The organism is Tardiphaga sp. (genome assembly GCF_041424195.1).
GTDB lineage: Bacteria > Pseudomonadota > Alphaproteobacteria > Rhizobiales > Xanthobacteraceae > Tardiphaga.
Genome location: NZ_JBGMOE010000044.1, coordinates 63,571 through 78,489 on the forward strand (window position 1 = coordinate 63,571; position 14,919 = coordinate 78,489).

Here is a 14,919-nt window from a genome sequence, read left to right on the forward strand (position 1 = left end):
ACTAAGACGCCGCCAGCGCCTCACGCACCGGCCGGCGCAACTGTCCGTTGGCATCGGCAAGGCTTGCGAGATAGTCGGCGGCTTCGGTGATATCGGCGACGATCTCGCGCTCGGCGGCATCGGCGTCGCCTGCGACGATGGCCTTGAGCGCCGCCGTGTGGTGATCCCAGCCCTTCAGCAGCACGACATATTCGGGGATCACGAAAGACAACACCGGGCCGCAGCGCAGCCACATATTCTCTATGGTCTCCACAAGGATCGGAACGCCCGACATCGCATAGATCTCGAAGTGAAACTGGCGGTGATAGTCGAGATAGCTTTCGAGATTTTTTGCCGATATCAGCGACTGCATCGTCGCCAACAGTGACTTCAGACGTTCGAGTCCCGCCGCGTTGCGCCGGGTCGCGGCTTGCCGCGCCGCCTGCCCCTCCAGCGCACAGCGCACCACGGTCAGATCGGCGAGCTCGCGCGCCGTCAGACGCGGGACGATCGCCGCATTGCGCGGCCCCTGCTGCAACACGCCCTGTGCAACCAGCCGGGTGACTGCGTCGCGCACGGGCGTGATCGACGTGCCGAAGCTCTCCGCGAGGGCTCGGAGCGTCAGCACCGTGCCCGGCGCGAAACGGCCAGCCAGTAGCGCGTCCCGGAGCTGCGCATGCGCCAAGTCCCAGAGCGGTTCGCGTTCGATCCGTTTCAGTGCGGTCATTCTGTGCTCGCTACCTCACCCCATTGAGTCCCGCAAATTCATGTCCCGCAACCGCGGTGAATTGTTCCATTGACCCATCAAGATGTTTGTTATAACAAACACCAAAAATGGGAGGAAAACAATGTTTGTTCAACGCGTCAGCTTTGCCGCGCTCGGATTGGTATTGGGATGCTGGTCCCTGCCTGCTCACGCGCAATCCAACTTTCCGCAGAAAGACATCACGTTCATCGTGCCGTGGAATGCCGGCGGCTCCAACGACGTCGCCGCCCGTGCGCTGGACCCCATCCTGCGCGAGCACGGCATCAAGATCGTGATCGAGAATGTCGTCGGCGCAACAGGCGTCATCGGCATGAAGCGCGTCGCGAGCTCGGCGCCGGATGGCTACACCATCGGTATGGGAACCAGTTCGACGCTGGCGCTGATCGCCCAGAACAAGGCGAACGGACTGACCAACGGCAACTTCACCCACATCGCGCGCGTCTCGACCGATCCCCTGATGCTGCTTGTCCCCTCAACCGGCACGATCAAGGCCCTCCCCGACTACATCGCCAACATGAAGGCCAAACCGGGCAAGGTCACCATTGGCACGCCCGGCAACTACAACCTCAACCACATCTTCGCCTCCATGACCGCGCGCGCGGCCGGCGTCGATTATGTCAACGTCCCCTATACCGGCGGCTCGAAAGTCGTTGCCGATCTGATCGGACAACATGTCGACTCCGGCGTGCTCAAGCCGTCGGAAACGCTCGGCCAGATCCAGGACAACCTGCTCAAGCCCATCGGCATCTTCGCCAACGAGCGGCTTGAGATGTTTCCGGATGTCCCGACCTTCAAGGAAAAGGGCATCGACGTCTTCCCCTATGGCCCCGTCGTGCAAATGGCCTACGTGGTCGGCCCCGCGAACCTGCCTGACGATGTTCGTACCAAGCTGACCACTGCGTTCCGCGCCGCCATCCAGGACCCGCGCTTCAAGGAATTCGCCAAGAAGAACGTCTTCCTGGTCGACGACGTGACCGGCGACGCGCTCGCCAAGGAAGTTGACGGCGTCGCTGCCGCAATCGGCAAGGTCGCAGCGCAAACTTTCCCGAAAGAATAAACGCGACCGGCGTCCGCCGGCCGCACCTACCTGATTGATCTCGACGAGGACACCACATTGAATATCAAGAAAATCACCTGCCATGTCGTCGCCGCTCCCGTGCAGCGTCCGTTCACGTCGTCACGCGGCTGGCTCTACAAGACGCGCGGCACCTGCCTCGTCGAGATCGAAACCAGTGACGGCGTCGTCGGCTGGGGCGAATGCTACGGCCCTTCCGCCGTCGCCAAGGCCTTCATCGACACCCAGCTTGCGCCGCGCGTCATCGGCCGCGATCCGTTCGACGTCGAGGTGATCTGGGAAGACCTCTATAACCGCATCAAGGACTACGGCCCGAAAGGCATGTCGATCGCCGCCATCAGCGGCATCGACATCGCGCTGTGGGACATTATCGGCAAGTCCTGCAACAAGCCGGTGCACAAGCTGATCGGCGGTGCCTTCCGCACCGAAGTCGATTGCTACGCGACGGGTCTCTACTTCACCGACATGGAACGTCTTGTCGATGAAGCCGTGGAGGAAGCCGTCGGTTACAAGAAGGCCGGCTTCAAGGCGATCAAGATGAAGATCGGCCTCGGCTCCATCAAGCGCGACTATGAGCGCGTCAAGGCCGTGCGCGAGGCGATCGGCTCCGACATCAAGCTGATGGTCGATGCCAATCACTGCCTCACGGTGCCGGCAGCGATCAGGCTCGGCCGCAAGCTCGAAGAACTCGACATCGAATGGTTTGAGGAGCCGATCTCGCCGGAAGACATCGACGGTTATGTCGAAGTTACCCGCGCGCTCGACATGGCAGTTGCAGGTGGCGAGAACGAATTCACCCGCTGGGGCTTTCGCGATGCCATCGTGCGCAAGGCGATGGATATCGTGCAGCCGGACGTCTGCGCCGCCGGCGGCATTACCGAATGCAAGAAGATCGCAGCACTCGCCAGCACCCATGGCGTCGAATGCGTGCCCCATGCCTGGGGGTCGGCGGTGGGCCTCGCCGCCACGATCCACTTCCTCGCCTCGATCCCGAACCAGCCGCCCAGCCTGTTCCCGATGCCGCCGATGCTCGAATTCGAGCAGGAGGAAAACCCGTTCCGCGACCACCTCGCCAAAGAGCCTATCAACCAGGTCAATGGCGTGATTGCGGTACCGACCGGTGCCGGCCTCGGCATCGAGGTCGATCGCGCGGTCATCGACAAGTATCGCGTCGCGTGATGGCGAGGCCGCAGTCATGAAGTTCGTCACCTTCGTCGAGTCCGGCCTGACGCGCGCCGGCGTCCTGGTCGGCGACGCCACACTTTCGACCGACGTCGTTGTCGATCTGGCTCACCCGGCGATGCGGCCGGGCCTGAACGGCATCGCGCCGCAAATTCAGGCCTTTCTCGACGCAGGCCTCGGTAAGATCGTCAGTTGCATCACGGCGCACGGGCTGGCCGATGCCGCGCGGCTGACTGCGGACCGCGTGACACGGCTGGCGCCACTCCCCGCACCACGCCGCATTTTCGGGATCGCGCACAACTATCACGATGCGATTGCCGAGCGTGGCATCGCCGCGCCAACCGAGCCCGTGCTGTTCATGAAAGCGCCGCGAACGGTCATCGCCGCAGGCCGGTCGATCGTCCTTCCCGCAGGGATCGGCGGCGTCACCTATGAAGCCGAGCTCGCCGCCGTGATCGGCAAGCGCGCCGTGAATGTCTCGAAGGAACAGGCGCTCGAACATGTCGCCGCCTATGGCTGCTTCAACGACATCAGCGCCAGCGAAATGATCAAGGCCGACGGCCACTTCGATCGCGGCAAGAACATTTCGAGTTTTGGCCCGTTCGGACCGTTCCTCGCCTCATCCGATGAGATCGCCGATCCGCAGGCGCTGAAGGTCTCGCTCACTATCGATGGCAAGACGCTGCAACAGGGATCCACCAAAGACATGATCTTCGACGTCGCCGATCTCGTATCCTGGCTGTCGCATCGCGGTCCGCTTGAGCCCGGCGACGTCATCGCGACAGGAACGCCCGCCGGCGTGGCGGCGATGCACAAGCCGCCGGCGTGGCTGAAACCCGGGTCGACCGTGACCGCCAGCGTCGAACGACTTGGCCAGCTCGCCAATCCCATTACCGAAGGACCGGCTTTTGATGCCTGACATGCCCACAGTTCTGCTGACCAATCCGATGCATGCCGATGGCGAAGCGATCCTGTCGCCGCATGCGCGGCTGATCACGGCGCCCGATACCAGGCCGGACACGTTGCGCGCATGGGCGAAAGACGCCGATGGAATCATCGTGCGCGCAAAACTGCCTGACGATATCGTCGATCACGCGCCGCGCCTGAAGGGCATGGTCCGTCACGGCGTTGGTCTCGATTTCATCCCAGTCGATGCTGCCACCGCGCGCGGCGTTGCAGTGGCCAACCTGCCCGGCAGCAACACGTCCGCCGTTGCCGAATATGCGATGTCGGCACTGCTGCATCTGCGGCGCCCGATCCATCACATGAACGCACTGATGCGCAGCGACGGCTGGGGCGCTTCGCGCGCCACCGCCGAGAGCTTTACCGAGCTGAACGGCTCGACGCTCGGCATTCTCGGTGTTGGCACGATCGGTCGCCGTGTCGCGCAGATCGCCAGGCACGGTTTTGGCATGAATGTCGTCGGCACATCGCGGCGCAAGGGATCGTTGCCTGCAGACGTCGAGGAAGTCTCGCTGGATCAGTTGTTCGCGCGCAGCGATGCGCTGGTGATCTGCTGTTCACTGACCGATGAGACGCGCGGCCTCGTCAATGCCGCGCGCATCGGCCAGATGAAGCCCGAGGCGGTTCTGGTCAACGTGTCGCGCGGCGCCGTCGTCGAGAATGCACCGCTGATCGCCGCGCTCAGGGCCGGCAAACTCGGCGGCGCGGCGCTCGATGTGTTCGACATCCAGCCCCTGCCCGCGGACGACGCATTGTTAGACTGTCCCAATCTTTTGCTGACGCCGCATGCGGCGGCGATCACCGCGAGCAGCAGCCGCGGCATGGCCGTTGGCGCCGCCGAAGAAATGCTTCGCATCCTGCGCGGCGAACAGCCGCTCAATCTCGTCAATCCCGGTCACAAGGCAGCGTGAGGTGCCCATGAAGATTACTGCAATCAAAGCCGTTCCGATTTCCTACCGCGTCCCGCAGGGCCAGAACGTCCGCCTGGGCATCGGCCGCGCCGTCAAGCGCGACGCCGTGCTGGTGAAGGTCACGACCGACGAAGGCGTCACCGGCTGGGGCGAAGCGCATCACGGCCGCTGCCCCGGCGCCATCGCCAAGCTCATCGACACGACGATGGCCGAACTCGTCATCCGCATGGACGCGATGAATGTCGTCGGTGTGTGGCAGCGCGTCTATCAGATGCAACTGTCCAGCCACGGCATGGGCTATGCCGCGGCGATGGCGCTGAGTGGTCTCGACCTCGCGCTGTGGGACATCCGTGCCAAGGCGGCCGGCTGGCCGCTCTACAAACTGCTCGGCGGCGCATCGAAGCCGATCAAGGCCTATGCCGGCGGCATCTCGCTGGGCTGGCAGGCGCCGGAGTCACTCGCCGAGGAAGCGCAGGGTTACATCGCGAAAGGCTACCGCGCGGTGAAGCTGCGTGTCGGCGACAATCCGCGTGACGACGTCGCCCGCGCCACCGCCGTCCGCAAGGCTGTTGGCGATGCCATCGAAATCCTCGTGGACGCCAACACCGGCTACACGCTGGACGACGTGCGCCGCGTGATGCCGGCCTATGACGATCTGCAGATCGGCTGGCTCGAGGAGCCGTTCCCCGCACTCGACTATCGCTCCTATCAGGCCGCCGCCGCGATGGGCTCGACGCCGCTCGCAGCCGGCGAGAACCACTTCACGCGCTTCGAGTTCAACCGTCTGATCGAGGATCGCGCCGTGAGCTTCGTGCAGCCGGATCTGTCGAAGACCGGCGGCGTGACGGAATCAATGCGGATCGCCGGCATGACCCAGGCGTGGAAACTCTCGTTCAATCCGCATACATCTGCGACCGGCATCAACATGGCGGCAACCATCAACGTTCTCGCCTCGGTCGAGGACCCCGGCTATTTCGAAGGCGATGTCGCCAAGCACAACCCGTTCCGCGACGAGGTCGGCGGCATTCCTTACAAGCTCGATGCCAACGGTTGCGTCGCCCCCTCGGAGACCGCAGGCCTCGGCGTCGAGATCGACGAGGCCTTCATCAACGCCCATCCGCTGATCGAGGGTCCCTGCTATGTCTGATCCGCGACGGGTTGAAGTCGTACTGCGCGCCTCGCGTCTCGTTCACTTCGCCTGCCGCGCACTCATCCTCGTGCTGGCCGGAACAGCCTGCGCTCATGCGCAGGCGACCGCGCCAGCGGGCGAGACCTATCCTAGCAAGACGATCAAATACGTCGTCCCCTATCCGCCCGGCGGCTTCAACGACACGCTCGGGCGGATCTTCGCGCAGAAACTGCAGGATGCCTGGGGCGTCCCCGTCGTGGTCGAGAACCGGCCCGGCGGCGGCACGCTGATCGGCACAGAAGCGGTCGCCAAATCCGCGCCCGATGGCTACACGCTGCTCGGCGTCGCCTTCCCGTTCGGCTCCAATCCGAGCATCTACAAGAACCTGCCCTATGACACCGTGAAAGACTTCACGCCGCTGGTCTTTGCAGGACAAACACCGAACCTGCTCGTGGTCAAACCGTCGCTGCCGATCAATACGGTCAAGGAGCTGATCGACTACGCCAACAAGAATCCCGGCAAGGTCAGCTACGGCTCGACCGGCATCGGCTCGTCGAACCATTTGTCGATGGAACTGTTCAAGAGTCTCGCAGGCATCGACATCGTGCACGTTCCCTACAAGGGCAGCGCGCCGATGGTGAACGACATGCTCGGCGGCCATATCGATGTCGCCTTCGACAACACGCCAAATGTGTTGCCGCAAGTGAACGGCGGCAAGCTTCGCGCACTCGGCGTCAGCAGCAAGACGCGCTCGGCGTTGGCGCCCGACGTGCCCACGGTCTCCGATGCCGGCGTCGCCGGCTACGAGGTCAATGTCTGGTTCGGCGTCGTCGGTCCCGCGGGCATGCCCGCGGAAATCGTGCGCAAGCTCAACACCGAGATGAATGCGATCCTGAAACAGGACGACGTCAGGCGTCGCTTCATCGACCAGGGTGTCGAACCCGTTGGCGGCACACCCACGCAATTCGCGAACCAGATCAAGACGGAGATCCAGAAATGGGCCCGGGTCGTGAAGGATGCAGGCATCAAACCGGAATAGACGGCCCCGGTGATCCGCCACCGGTGTTGCCATTGACCACGTTTAAAATGCGCCGCTACGACCGACGCGTTTCGCCATGTTGCCGATCACGCTTTCGTCTATAGCGGCTTGCGCAATCACTCTGCCATTAAACCACCACATGACTTCAGCTATAGAAGATCATGACGGTTTTGCGACAACAACGACTCCAATGGCGATTGATCGCTCCGCTGCCGGGATTTGCAGCGTTGCTGCTGGCACCCGGCCTCGCCATCCACTGGGGGTTTCTGCCGTTCGAATATCGCATTCCCGCGCTGCTGCTGGTCTCCGTGCTGTGTATAGCGCTGTGCCTGCTGGCCGGCTTTTCTGTTGCGGAACTGGGCCTCAGCCGTCCCTCTGACATCAGCCACTGGTTGTTATGTGCCGCGATCACGACAGGCATTGCCGCGATCATGGTGGCGCAAACGCGGTTCCTCACCTTTGACCACAAGCCACCGGTCTGGCTCAGCTTCGCGCCGTTCTATGTACTGGTCTCGAGCCCTTGCCAGGAAGTCGTGTGCCGATCGATTCCGAAACTGATGACTGATCGGTTGCAGGTCCGGCCCTGGACCTATGTGATCTATTCCTCGGCGGTGTTCTCGCTGATCCACGTCGCCTATGGCGACAGCATCCTGATGCTCAACACGTTTCTGGTCGGCATCGTCTGGGGCGTTGCCTATCTGAGAATGCGGAACATCTGGCCGGTGATCCTGTCGCATGCCGCCATCGGTACGCTCGCGTTTTCACTCGGCCTCGCCTGAGGCTTTCCTCTTACAGCATGATCTCTCGACAAACGAACTCGTTTGTCGGCGAAAACCGGCATCCACTTTTCGGAATCATGCTCTACCGGTTATACCCGCCGCCGAAGCTGCTCTTGATCTGGTGCAGCAGCGTCAGCACCCAGCACAGCGCGAAGGCCCCTGCGAGTCCGTAGCCCGTGCGGCGATCAATCACCGACAGGCCGGTCCACAGCCAGATACGATAGAGCCAGAGGCCGGCAAGACCCACGCCGAGCAGGCAGACCAGCAGCTTGACGAAGCGCGCATTGGCCACGCCCACCGCGGCAAACAGGATGGTCAGCGGCACCAGAAACAACTGGCAGATGGCGATCAGGCTTTCATTCACAGGCGGCTCCAGGGAATCGCAAAACGCGTCTCAGCACCGGGAGCTTAGGCATCCAATTTGAAACAAATGGTTGCCGATGAACAAGCCGCGAGAGATCGTTCAGAAGCACATATTGGTGACGACGTTCCCGCGCTTGTCCTTGACCACATAGGGACACTTGATGCGTTCCAGCGCCTTCTTCGCATCATCGTCGCCGAGGGCTGCGGCTTTCTCATAATATGCCTTCGCGGCATCCTTATCCGACGCGCCACCGCGGCCGTTTTGCGCGAACGCGCCCATGCGCTCCAATGCGCCCGCATGGTTCTGCGCCGCAGCCTTTTCGAACAGGCCGCGCGCCGCAACGTCATCCTTCGCGCCGCCGATGCCTTCCGACAGCATCATGCCGAGTTGATACTGTGCCTCGGCATTGGCCTCCGCAGATTTCGCCAGCAACTGCCGCGCGCGCACCGGGTCTGATCCGGCGCCCGCGCCGCCGGATAGCGCTGCAAGATTGCTGACGCCGCGCGGATTGCCGGCCTCGGCTGCGCGCTCGAACAGCTTGCGCGCCTGCGCCTCGTCGCGCGCAACGCCGGTCCCGTTGCCATAGGCAACGCCGAGTTCGACCATGGCCGAGGTACTGCCCTTGTCCGCCGCCTTGCGCCACGCCGCGAGCGCCTCCGCAACCTGCGCATTGGCCGCGTAAGCGCGCCCAAGCTGGAACATCGCACGGCGCGAACCGCCGGATGCGGTCCGACAGAACTTGATGGCCGTGGCGATATCGGCTTTGGCGATCTCGGCCAAGCCCTTCACATCGGCAGGCTTGTCGGGATCGGCAGGATCGGCCGCGAGACGATCGCACAGAACCAGATCGGCGGACTGGGCCTGCACACGTGACGGCGCGGATAACACAGCCAGTCCGGCGGCGAGGCCGAGGAGACAGATACCGGACGTTTTGCGGGTTCGCTGTGCCATGGATATCGCCATCACCAGTGTCATATCGCTCTGACAGTAAGGACAGACACGCAGGCCATCAAGCCGCACTCGGATCGCAGGATGGGTAGAGCGTAGCGAAACCGATCTGTTTCATAGGTGAGAATGATGGGTTTCGCGAAGACGCTCGACCCATCCTACGATCTAAACAGCCTTGCGGATCAGTTTCAGCACGGCCTGCAACCGCAGGCTCCGCTTGCCGGCCAGCGCTGTAGCTTCCAGTTCGGCACCCGTCTCGTCGCAAGTGCCGGAAAAGCCGATACCGATTTCATGGCCGCCGAAGACCGGGTTCTCGCCTTTTGCCGGCGTGTGCTCCTGATTGAGCATCTCGCCCTTCCAGCGCCCGTCGGCCGAGGAATAGGCGCCGAGATAATAGAAGAACGCGTCGCCGCCGAGGATGCGGCCATCATGCAGCAACATCACGCCGTTGAGCCCGCCATCGATGCCGTCGAGCGTGCGCAGATGGATCGAATACAGTCCGTTGGCGATGCCACCCGCACCGATCGGTCCGGCCGGAGGCATCTCGCCGTCGTCGATCGTCGTCATGACGGACTGGAATTTCGCACCCGGCATTTGCGGCGACGAGCCCTGAAAACGATAGGTATCGCCATCGGGCCGGCCGATAACGCTGATAGTCGCCACGTCCTGACCGAGCAGCGAGGGATAGTTCGGATCGTTCATGTGGCGGCGGCTCTCGATCTCCGCCACGACCTCGTGCCCCCGGAGCTCATAGCTGCCGATATGGGCAAAGGCCGAATTGCCCCCGAGCATGCTGCCATGCTCGACAAACATCACGCTGCGACCGACCGCCTCATCAACCCGGTATTCGCATTTGTAGAAACCCGTCCGCAACCCGTCATTCCTCCGCAGCGCCTTTCGCATTCTAGCGGAAGATATGCAATGGAGGAAAGCGCACCGGGCCAGTTGGCTGCGATTTCCAACAGTCCTGAACACAAGGCGCGCAGTTCCTCTCCATGGAATGGATCGAAACCGCGCGAGCGTGGACTAACAGCCCCCGCCAGGCGTTACCTTATGCCTCCCCGCGTCACGAATGCGACGTCGCATGCGGGCGTGGCTCGGCTTCGTGCGATACAGGTGCCAGCGGCGCCGCCTGATCGACCGTCGCCTCGCCATGCTGGGTCAGCGGACGGTTGCCTGCCATGGCACGCAGCAGCACGTAGAACATCGGCGTGAAGAAGATGCCGAAGGCCGTGACGCCGATCATGCCGGCAAACACCGCGACACCCATGGCATGGCGCATTTCGGAGCCTGCGCCGGTCGACGTCACCAGTGGCACGACGCCCATGATGAAGGCCAGCGACGTCATCAGGATCGGTCGCAACCGCAATCGGCTGGCCTCAATCGCGGCCTGGATCGGCGTTCGCCCGGCGAATTCCAGCTCGCGGGCAAATTCCACGATCAGAATGGCGTTCTTCGCGGACAGGCCCACCAGGACGATCAAACCGATCTGGGTGAAGACGTTGTTGTCGCCTTTGGTGATCCAGACGCCGAACATCGCGGCCAGCAAGCCCATCGGCACGATCATGATGATCGACAATGGCAGCGTCAGGCTTTCGTATTGCGCGGCGAGCACCAGGAACACCAACAGCATCGCCACCGGGAACACGATCAGCGACGAATTGCCGGCGATGATTTCCTGATAGGTCAGTTCGGTCCATTCGAAGTCGATGCCCTTGGGCAACGTCTCCTTGGCGACACGCGCCACGGCGTCCTGCGCCTGGCCGGTGGAATAGCCGGGCGCCGCACCGCCATTGATATCGGCTGACAGGAAACCGTTGTAGCGCATGGCGCGCTCCGGCCCTGCACTTTCCTTGACGCGCAGCAGCGTCGAGAGCGGGATCATCTCGTTGCTGTCGGAGCGAACTTTCAACTGGCCAATATCGTCGGCCCGCGCCCGGAATTTGGCGTCAGCCTGGACGCGCACGGAATAGGTACGACCGAATTTATTGAAGTCGTTCACATAGAGCGAGCCGAGATAGATCTGCATCGTGTCAAACACCGAGGTGACGGGCACGTTGAGCTGTCGCGCCTTGGTGCGATCGACATCCGCATAGAGCTGCGGCACATTGATCTGATAGCTCGAGAACAGGCCAGCCAGCTCCTTTTGCTGCATCGCCTTGCCGATGAAAGCCTTGGTGGCGTCGTTCAGCGCCTCATAGCCGAGACCGGCGCGATCCTCGATCTGCAGCTTGAAGCCGCCGATCGTGCCAAGACCCGACACCGGCGGCGGCGGGAACATGGCGATGAAGGCGTCCTGAATGCCGGCAAATTTCTTGTTGAGCGACAACGCAATGGCATTTCCGCTCAGGTTTGGATCCTTGCGTTTATCAAACGCATCCAAGCCGATGAAAACGATGCCCGAATTCGACGAGTTTGTGAATCCGTTGATCGACAGACCCGGGAACTGGATCGAATTCTCGACGCCGGGCTCCTTTTGCGCGATCTCGCCCATGCGACGGATCACCTCTTCGGTACGATCCAGCGTGGCACCGTCGGGGAGTTGCGCAAAGCCGACCAGATACTGCTTGTCCTGCCCGGGCACGAAACCGCCCGGGACTGCGTGGAACAGATAACCGGTGACGCCGATCAGCAGAACGTAGATTCCCATCACCGCCGCGCGGCGCGAGACCACGCGTTTCACGCCTCCGCTATAGGCGTCGGAGCTTCTGGCAAAGAAGCGGTTAAAGCGGACGAAAAACCAGCCGAGCGTCTTGTCCATGAAGCGCGTCAGCGCATCCTTCGGCGCGTCATGGCCCTTTAGCAGCAGCGCGGCGAGCGCCGGCGACAGCGTCAGCGAATTGAAAGCCGAGATCACCGTGGAGATCGCCACCGTCAGTGCGAACTGCTTGTAGAACTGGCCGGTCAAACCGGTGATGAAGGCGAGCGGCACGAACACGGCGACCAGCACAAGCGCGATCGCGATGATCGGGCCAGTCACTTCGCGCATGGCCTGATAGGCCGCGCTCTTGGGATCGAGGCCGCGCTCGATATTGCGCTCGACGTTTTCCACCACGACGATGGCGTCGTCGACGACGATGCCGATGGCCAGCACGAGGCCGAACAGCGTCAGCGCATTCACCGAGAAGCCGAACACGTGCATCACGGCGAAAGTACCGACGACCGAGACCGGCACAGCGATCAACGGAATGATTGACGCGCGCCATGTCTGCAGGAACAGAATGACGACGAGCACCACCAAGGCGATGGCTTCCAGCAGCGTGTGGATCACCGCCTCGATCGAGGCGCGGACGAATTGCGTGGGATCGTAGACGATGTCGTAGGTGACACCGTCCGGCATATTCTCCTTCAGCTCCTTCATGGTCTTGCGGACATTGTCGGAGATCTGGATCGCGTTGGAACCCGGCGACTGGAAGATCGGTACAGCCACCGCCGACTTGTTGTTCAGCAGCGAGCGCAGTGCATAGTCGGCAGCGCCGAGCTCGATGCGCGCGATGTCGCGCAGCCGCACCACTTCGCCGTTGTCGCCGTTCTTGACGATGATCTCGCCGAATTCCTCTTCGGTCTGCAGGCGCCCCTGTGCATTGATGGAGAGCTGTAGATCAAGGCCCGGCTCATTGGGCGAACCGCCCACCTGCCCCGCTGCTGCCTGCACGTTCTGCGCGCGGATTTCGCGCACGACATCGCCCGGCGACAGGCCGCGCTCGGCGACCTTCTGCGGATCGAGCCAGACGCGCATGGAGTAATCGCCCGAGCCGAACAGCTGCACCTGACCGACGCCTTCAATGCGCGCGAGGCGATCCTTGACGTTGAGCACGGCGTAATTGCGCAGATAGGTCATGTCATAGCGGTCGTTCGGCGACAGCAAATGCACGACCATGGTCAGGTCAGGCGCGCTCTTGATGGTGGTCACGCCAAGCGCACGCACTTCCGCAGGGAGGCGCGGCTCGGCCTGCGAAACCCGGTTCTGCACCAGCTGCTGCGCCTTGTCGGGATCGGTGCCGAGGCGGAAGGTGACGTTCAGAGTCATCCTGCCGTCGGTGGTCGCCTGGCTGCTCATATAGAGCATGTTCTCGACGCCGTTGATCTGCTCTTCGATCGGCGTCGAAACCGTTTCCGCAATCACCTTTGGATTGGCGCCGGGATAATTCGCAGTCACCACCACGGTCGGCGGCGCGACTTCCGGATATTCGGAGATCGGCAGCACCGGCATCGACAGCAGACCGGCGAGGAAGATCACCGTCGACAGCACCCCCGCAAAGATCGGTCGATCAATGAAAAACTTGGAGAAATTCATGGCTTGTCTCGTCAATACAGGATTTCGCGATAGTGCTGTCTCCCCGTTCTGTGCGAAGCGAAGCTTCGCTAGGGGAGACGATAGTGCGGACGCAATTGGCGTCGGATGAGGGGGCGCCGCCACAGACTCGCAGAAAGTGAAGAGTCCCCCTCACCCGCCGGCTTCGCCGGACGAACTCTCCCCGCTGGCGAAGCTCTGCTTCGTGCAGCGGTGAGAGATTAGTAGGAGCCGTTAGTTCTGCGCGACAGCCTTGCTCAGGGCGAGAGACGCCGCGTTCATCGCCACCATCTCGGGCTTGATGGTCACGCCGGGCCGCACGCGCTGCAATCCATTGACGACGATCCGCTCGCCGGCTTTCAGGCCGTTGAGGATCACGCGCATGCCATCGACCGACGGCCCCAGGATTACTTCGCGATATTGCGCCTTGTCCTTCGCATCGACCACCATGACGAACTTCTTGTTCTGGTCGGTGCCGACCGCACGCTCGCTGATCAGCAGCGTTTGCTCGGCCTTTGGCTGGCCCATGGTGAGCCGCGCGAACTGGCCGGGCATCAACCGGCCGTCGGCATTGTCGAACATGGCGCGCACCCGCACCGTGCCGCTGCGCGGATCGACCTGATTGTCGATGAACTGCATGCGGCCCTTCAGCGGTACGCTGTCGGTGACGGTCGTCATGTGAACCGGAATCCGGTCGATTTCGCCCGGCGTCTTTTCATCGGCCAGCGTCTTCAATGCGCGCGACACCACCTGTTCGTCGGCATTGAAGCTTGCATAGATCGGATTGACCGAGACCAACGTTGTCAGCAGCGGAGCAGACGGGCCGGCCGAAATCAGGTTGCCGACGGTGATCTCCACCTTGCCGACCCGGCCCGCGACCGGCGCGCGCACTTCGGTGTAGCTGAGATTGAGCTCGGCGGTCTTGAGCGCGGCTTCTGCAGCCTTGAGGTTAGCTTCCGCCTCACGATACGCATTGATACGATTGTCGAGGTCGCGCTGGGTGATGCTGGAGCTGGTCAGTTGCTGACCGCGGTCGAAATCGGCCTTGGTGAGGATCAGGCGCGCTCGCGACGCGGACACCTGCCCTTGGGCGCGATCGACGTCGGCGGCGTAGAGCGCCGGATCGATCAGCACGAGAAGGTCGTCCTTCTTGACCAGCGCGCCTTCGCGAAAGTGGATCTCCTGAACAGCGCCGGCGACGCGGGACCTGATTTCCACCCGCTCGATCGCCTCAAGGCGGCCCGAAAACTCGTCCGACGGCGCCGTCGCCTTGGCTTCGACAACGGCGACCGAGGCCTGGACGGCGGCGGGAGCAACCGCGCCGGACTCGGCTTGAGCTGCCACGCTGGAGAGATTCATCAGCGCCGCACCGCCACCGACGGCGACCGCGACCAGCGCGATTCCGGCGCCTAGGGCGATCCTGCGAGGGAGATTAGTTGCCATTGTGAACCCCATTTAATCTGTAAGGGCTTGTAAAGCCCTGTCATTTC

General features: G+C 62.5%; 13 protein-coding genes. 7 read left to right on the plus strand and 6 right to left on the minus strand.

The window, feature by feature from the left end; all coding sequences use genetic code 11:
* Nucleotide 1: 1 nt before the first annotated feature.
* Nucleotides 2-706, minus strand: coding sequence for a GntR family transcriptional regulator (locus ACEK02_RS06365; RefSeq protein WP_371420956.1), 705 nt, complete (start codon nucleotides 704-706; stop codon nucleotides 2-4).
* A 121-nt stretch (nucleotides 707-827) separates the two neighbouring features.
* Between ACEK02_RS06365 and ACEK02_RS06370 the strand changes: the two genes are divergently transcribed.
* From ACEK02_RS06370 to ACEK02_RS06400, 7 genes are all read left to right on the plus strand, one after another.
* Nucleotides 828-1,802, plus strand: a complete 975-nt coding sequence (locus tag ACEK02_RS06370; RefSeq protein WP_371420957.1) for a Bug family tripartite tricarboxylate transporter substrate binding protein — start codon at nucleotides 828-830, stop codon at nucleotides 1,800-1,802.
* 57 nt (nucleotides 1,803-1,859) lie between these two features.
* Complete coding sequence (locus ACEK02_RS06375) at nucleotides 1,860-2,999, plus strand: mandelate racemase/muconate lactonizing enzyme family protein (RefSeq protein WP_371420958.1); 1,140 nt, start codon at nucleotides 1,860-1,862, stop codon at nucleotides 2,997-2,999.
* A 16-nt stretch (nucleotides 3,000-3,015) separates the two neighbouring features.
* Nucleotides 3,016-3,921 carry a fumarylacetoacetate hydrolase family protein gene (locus tag ACEK02_RS06380; RefSeq protein ID WP_371420959.1) on the plus strand — a complete coding sequence of 302 codons (906 nt, stop codon included), beginning with the start codon at nucleotides 3,016-3,018 and terminating at the stop codon, nucleotides 3,919-3,921.
* Between the two features lies 1 nt (nucleotide 3,922).
* A complete protein-coding gene (locus ACEK02_RS06385; RefSeq protein ID WP_371420960.1) occupies nucleotides 3,923-4,876 on the plus strand; it encodes a hydroxyacid dehydrogenase in 954 nt (317 codons plus the stop codon).
* Nucleotides 4,877-4,883: 7 nt separating this feature from the next.
* The gene (locus tag ACEK02_RS06390) at nucleotides 4,884-6,023 is read left to right on the plus strand and encodes a mandelate racemase/muconate lactonizing enzyme family protein (RefSeq protein WP_371420961.1); all 1,140 of its coding nucleotides are present in this window, start codon (nucleotides 4,884-4,886) and stop codon (nucleotides 6,021-6,023) included.
* Complete coding sequence (locus tag ACEK02_RS06395; protein WP_371420962.1) at nucleotides 6,016-7,044, plus strand: Bug family tripartite tricarboxylate transporter substrate binding protein; 1,029 nt, start codon at nucleotides 6,016-6,018, stop codon at nucleotides 7,042-7,044. The genes ACEK02_RS06390 and ACEK02_RS06395 overlap by 8 nt, the downstream gene beginning before the upstream one ends.
* 227 nt (nucleotides 7,045-7,271) lie before the next feature.
* Nucleotides 7,272-7,823 (plus strand): lysostaphin resistance A-like protein, encoded by a 552-nt coding sequence (locus ACEK02_RS06400; RefSeq protein WP_371420963.1) that lies wholly within the window; start codon nucleotides 7,272-7,274, stop codon nucleotides 7,821-7,823.
* A gap of 82 nt (nucleotides 7,824-7,905) precedes the next feature.
* Here ACEK02_RS06400 and ACEK02_RS06405 read toward each other — a convergent pair whose 3' ends face one another.
* The 5 genes from ACEK02_RS06405 to ACEK02_RS06425 all read right to left on the minus strand — a co-directional run bounded on the left by ACEK02_RS06405 (nucleotide 7,906) and on the right by ACEK02_RS06425 (nucleotide 14,872).
* Nucleotides 7,906-8,187, minus strand: coding sequence for a hypothetical protein (locus tag ACEK02_RS06405; RefSeq protein WP_371420964.1), 282 nt, complete (start codon nucleotides 8,185-8,187; stop codon nucleotides 7,906-7,908).
* Between the two features lie 99 nt (nucleotides 8,188-8,286).
* Nucleotides 8,287-9,138 carry a tetratricopeptide repeat protein gene (locus ACEK02_RS06410; RefSeq protein ID WP_371420965.1) on the minus strand — a complete coding sequence of 284 codons (852 nt, stop codon included), beginning with the start codon at nucleotides 9,136-9,138 and terminating at the stop codon, nucleotides 8,287-8,289.
* 162 nt (nucleotides 9,139-9,300) lie between these two features.
* Complete coding sequence (locus tag ACEK02_RS06415) at nucleotides 9,301-10,008, minus strand: GrlR family regulatory protein (RefSeq protein ID WP_371420966.1); 708 nt, start codon at nucleotides 10,006-10,008, stop codon at nucleotides 9,301-9,303.
* 193 nt (nucleotides 10,009-10,201) lie between these two features.
* Nucleotides 10,202-13,432 carry an efflux RND transporter permease subunit gene (locus tag ACEK02_RS06420; RefSeq protein WP_371420967.1) on the minus strand — a complete coding sequence of 1,077 codons (3,231 nt, stop codon included), beginning with the start codon at nucleotides 13,430-13,432 and terminating at the stop codon, nucleotides 10,202-10,204.
* A gap of 231 nt (nucleotides 13,433-13,663) precedes the next feature.
* On the minus strand, nucleotides 13,664-14,872 hold the full coding sequence (locus tag ACEK02_RS06425) for an efflux RND transporter periplasmic adaptor subunit (protein ID WP_371420968.1): 1,209 nt from the start codon (nucleotides 14,870-14,872) through the stop codon (nucleotides 13,664-13,666).
* Nucleotides 14,873-14,919 lie beyond the last annotated feature (47 nt).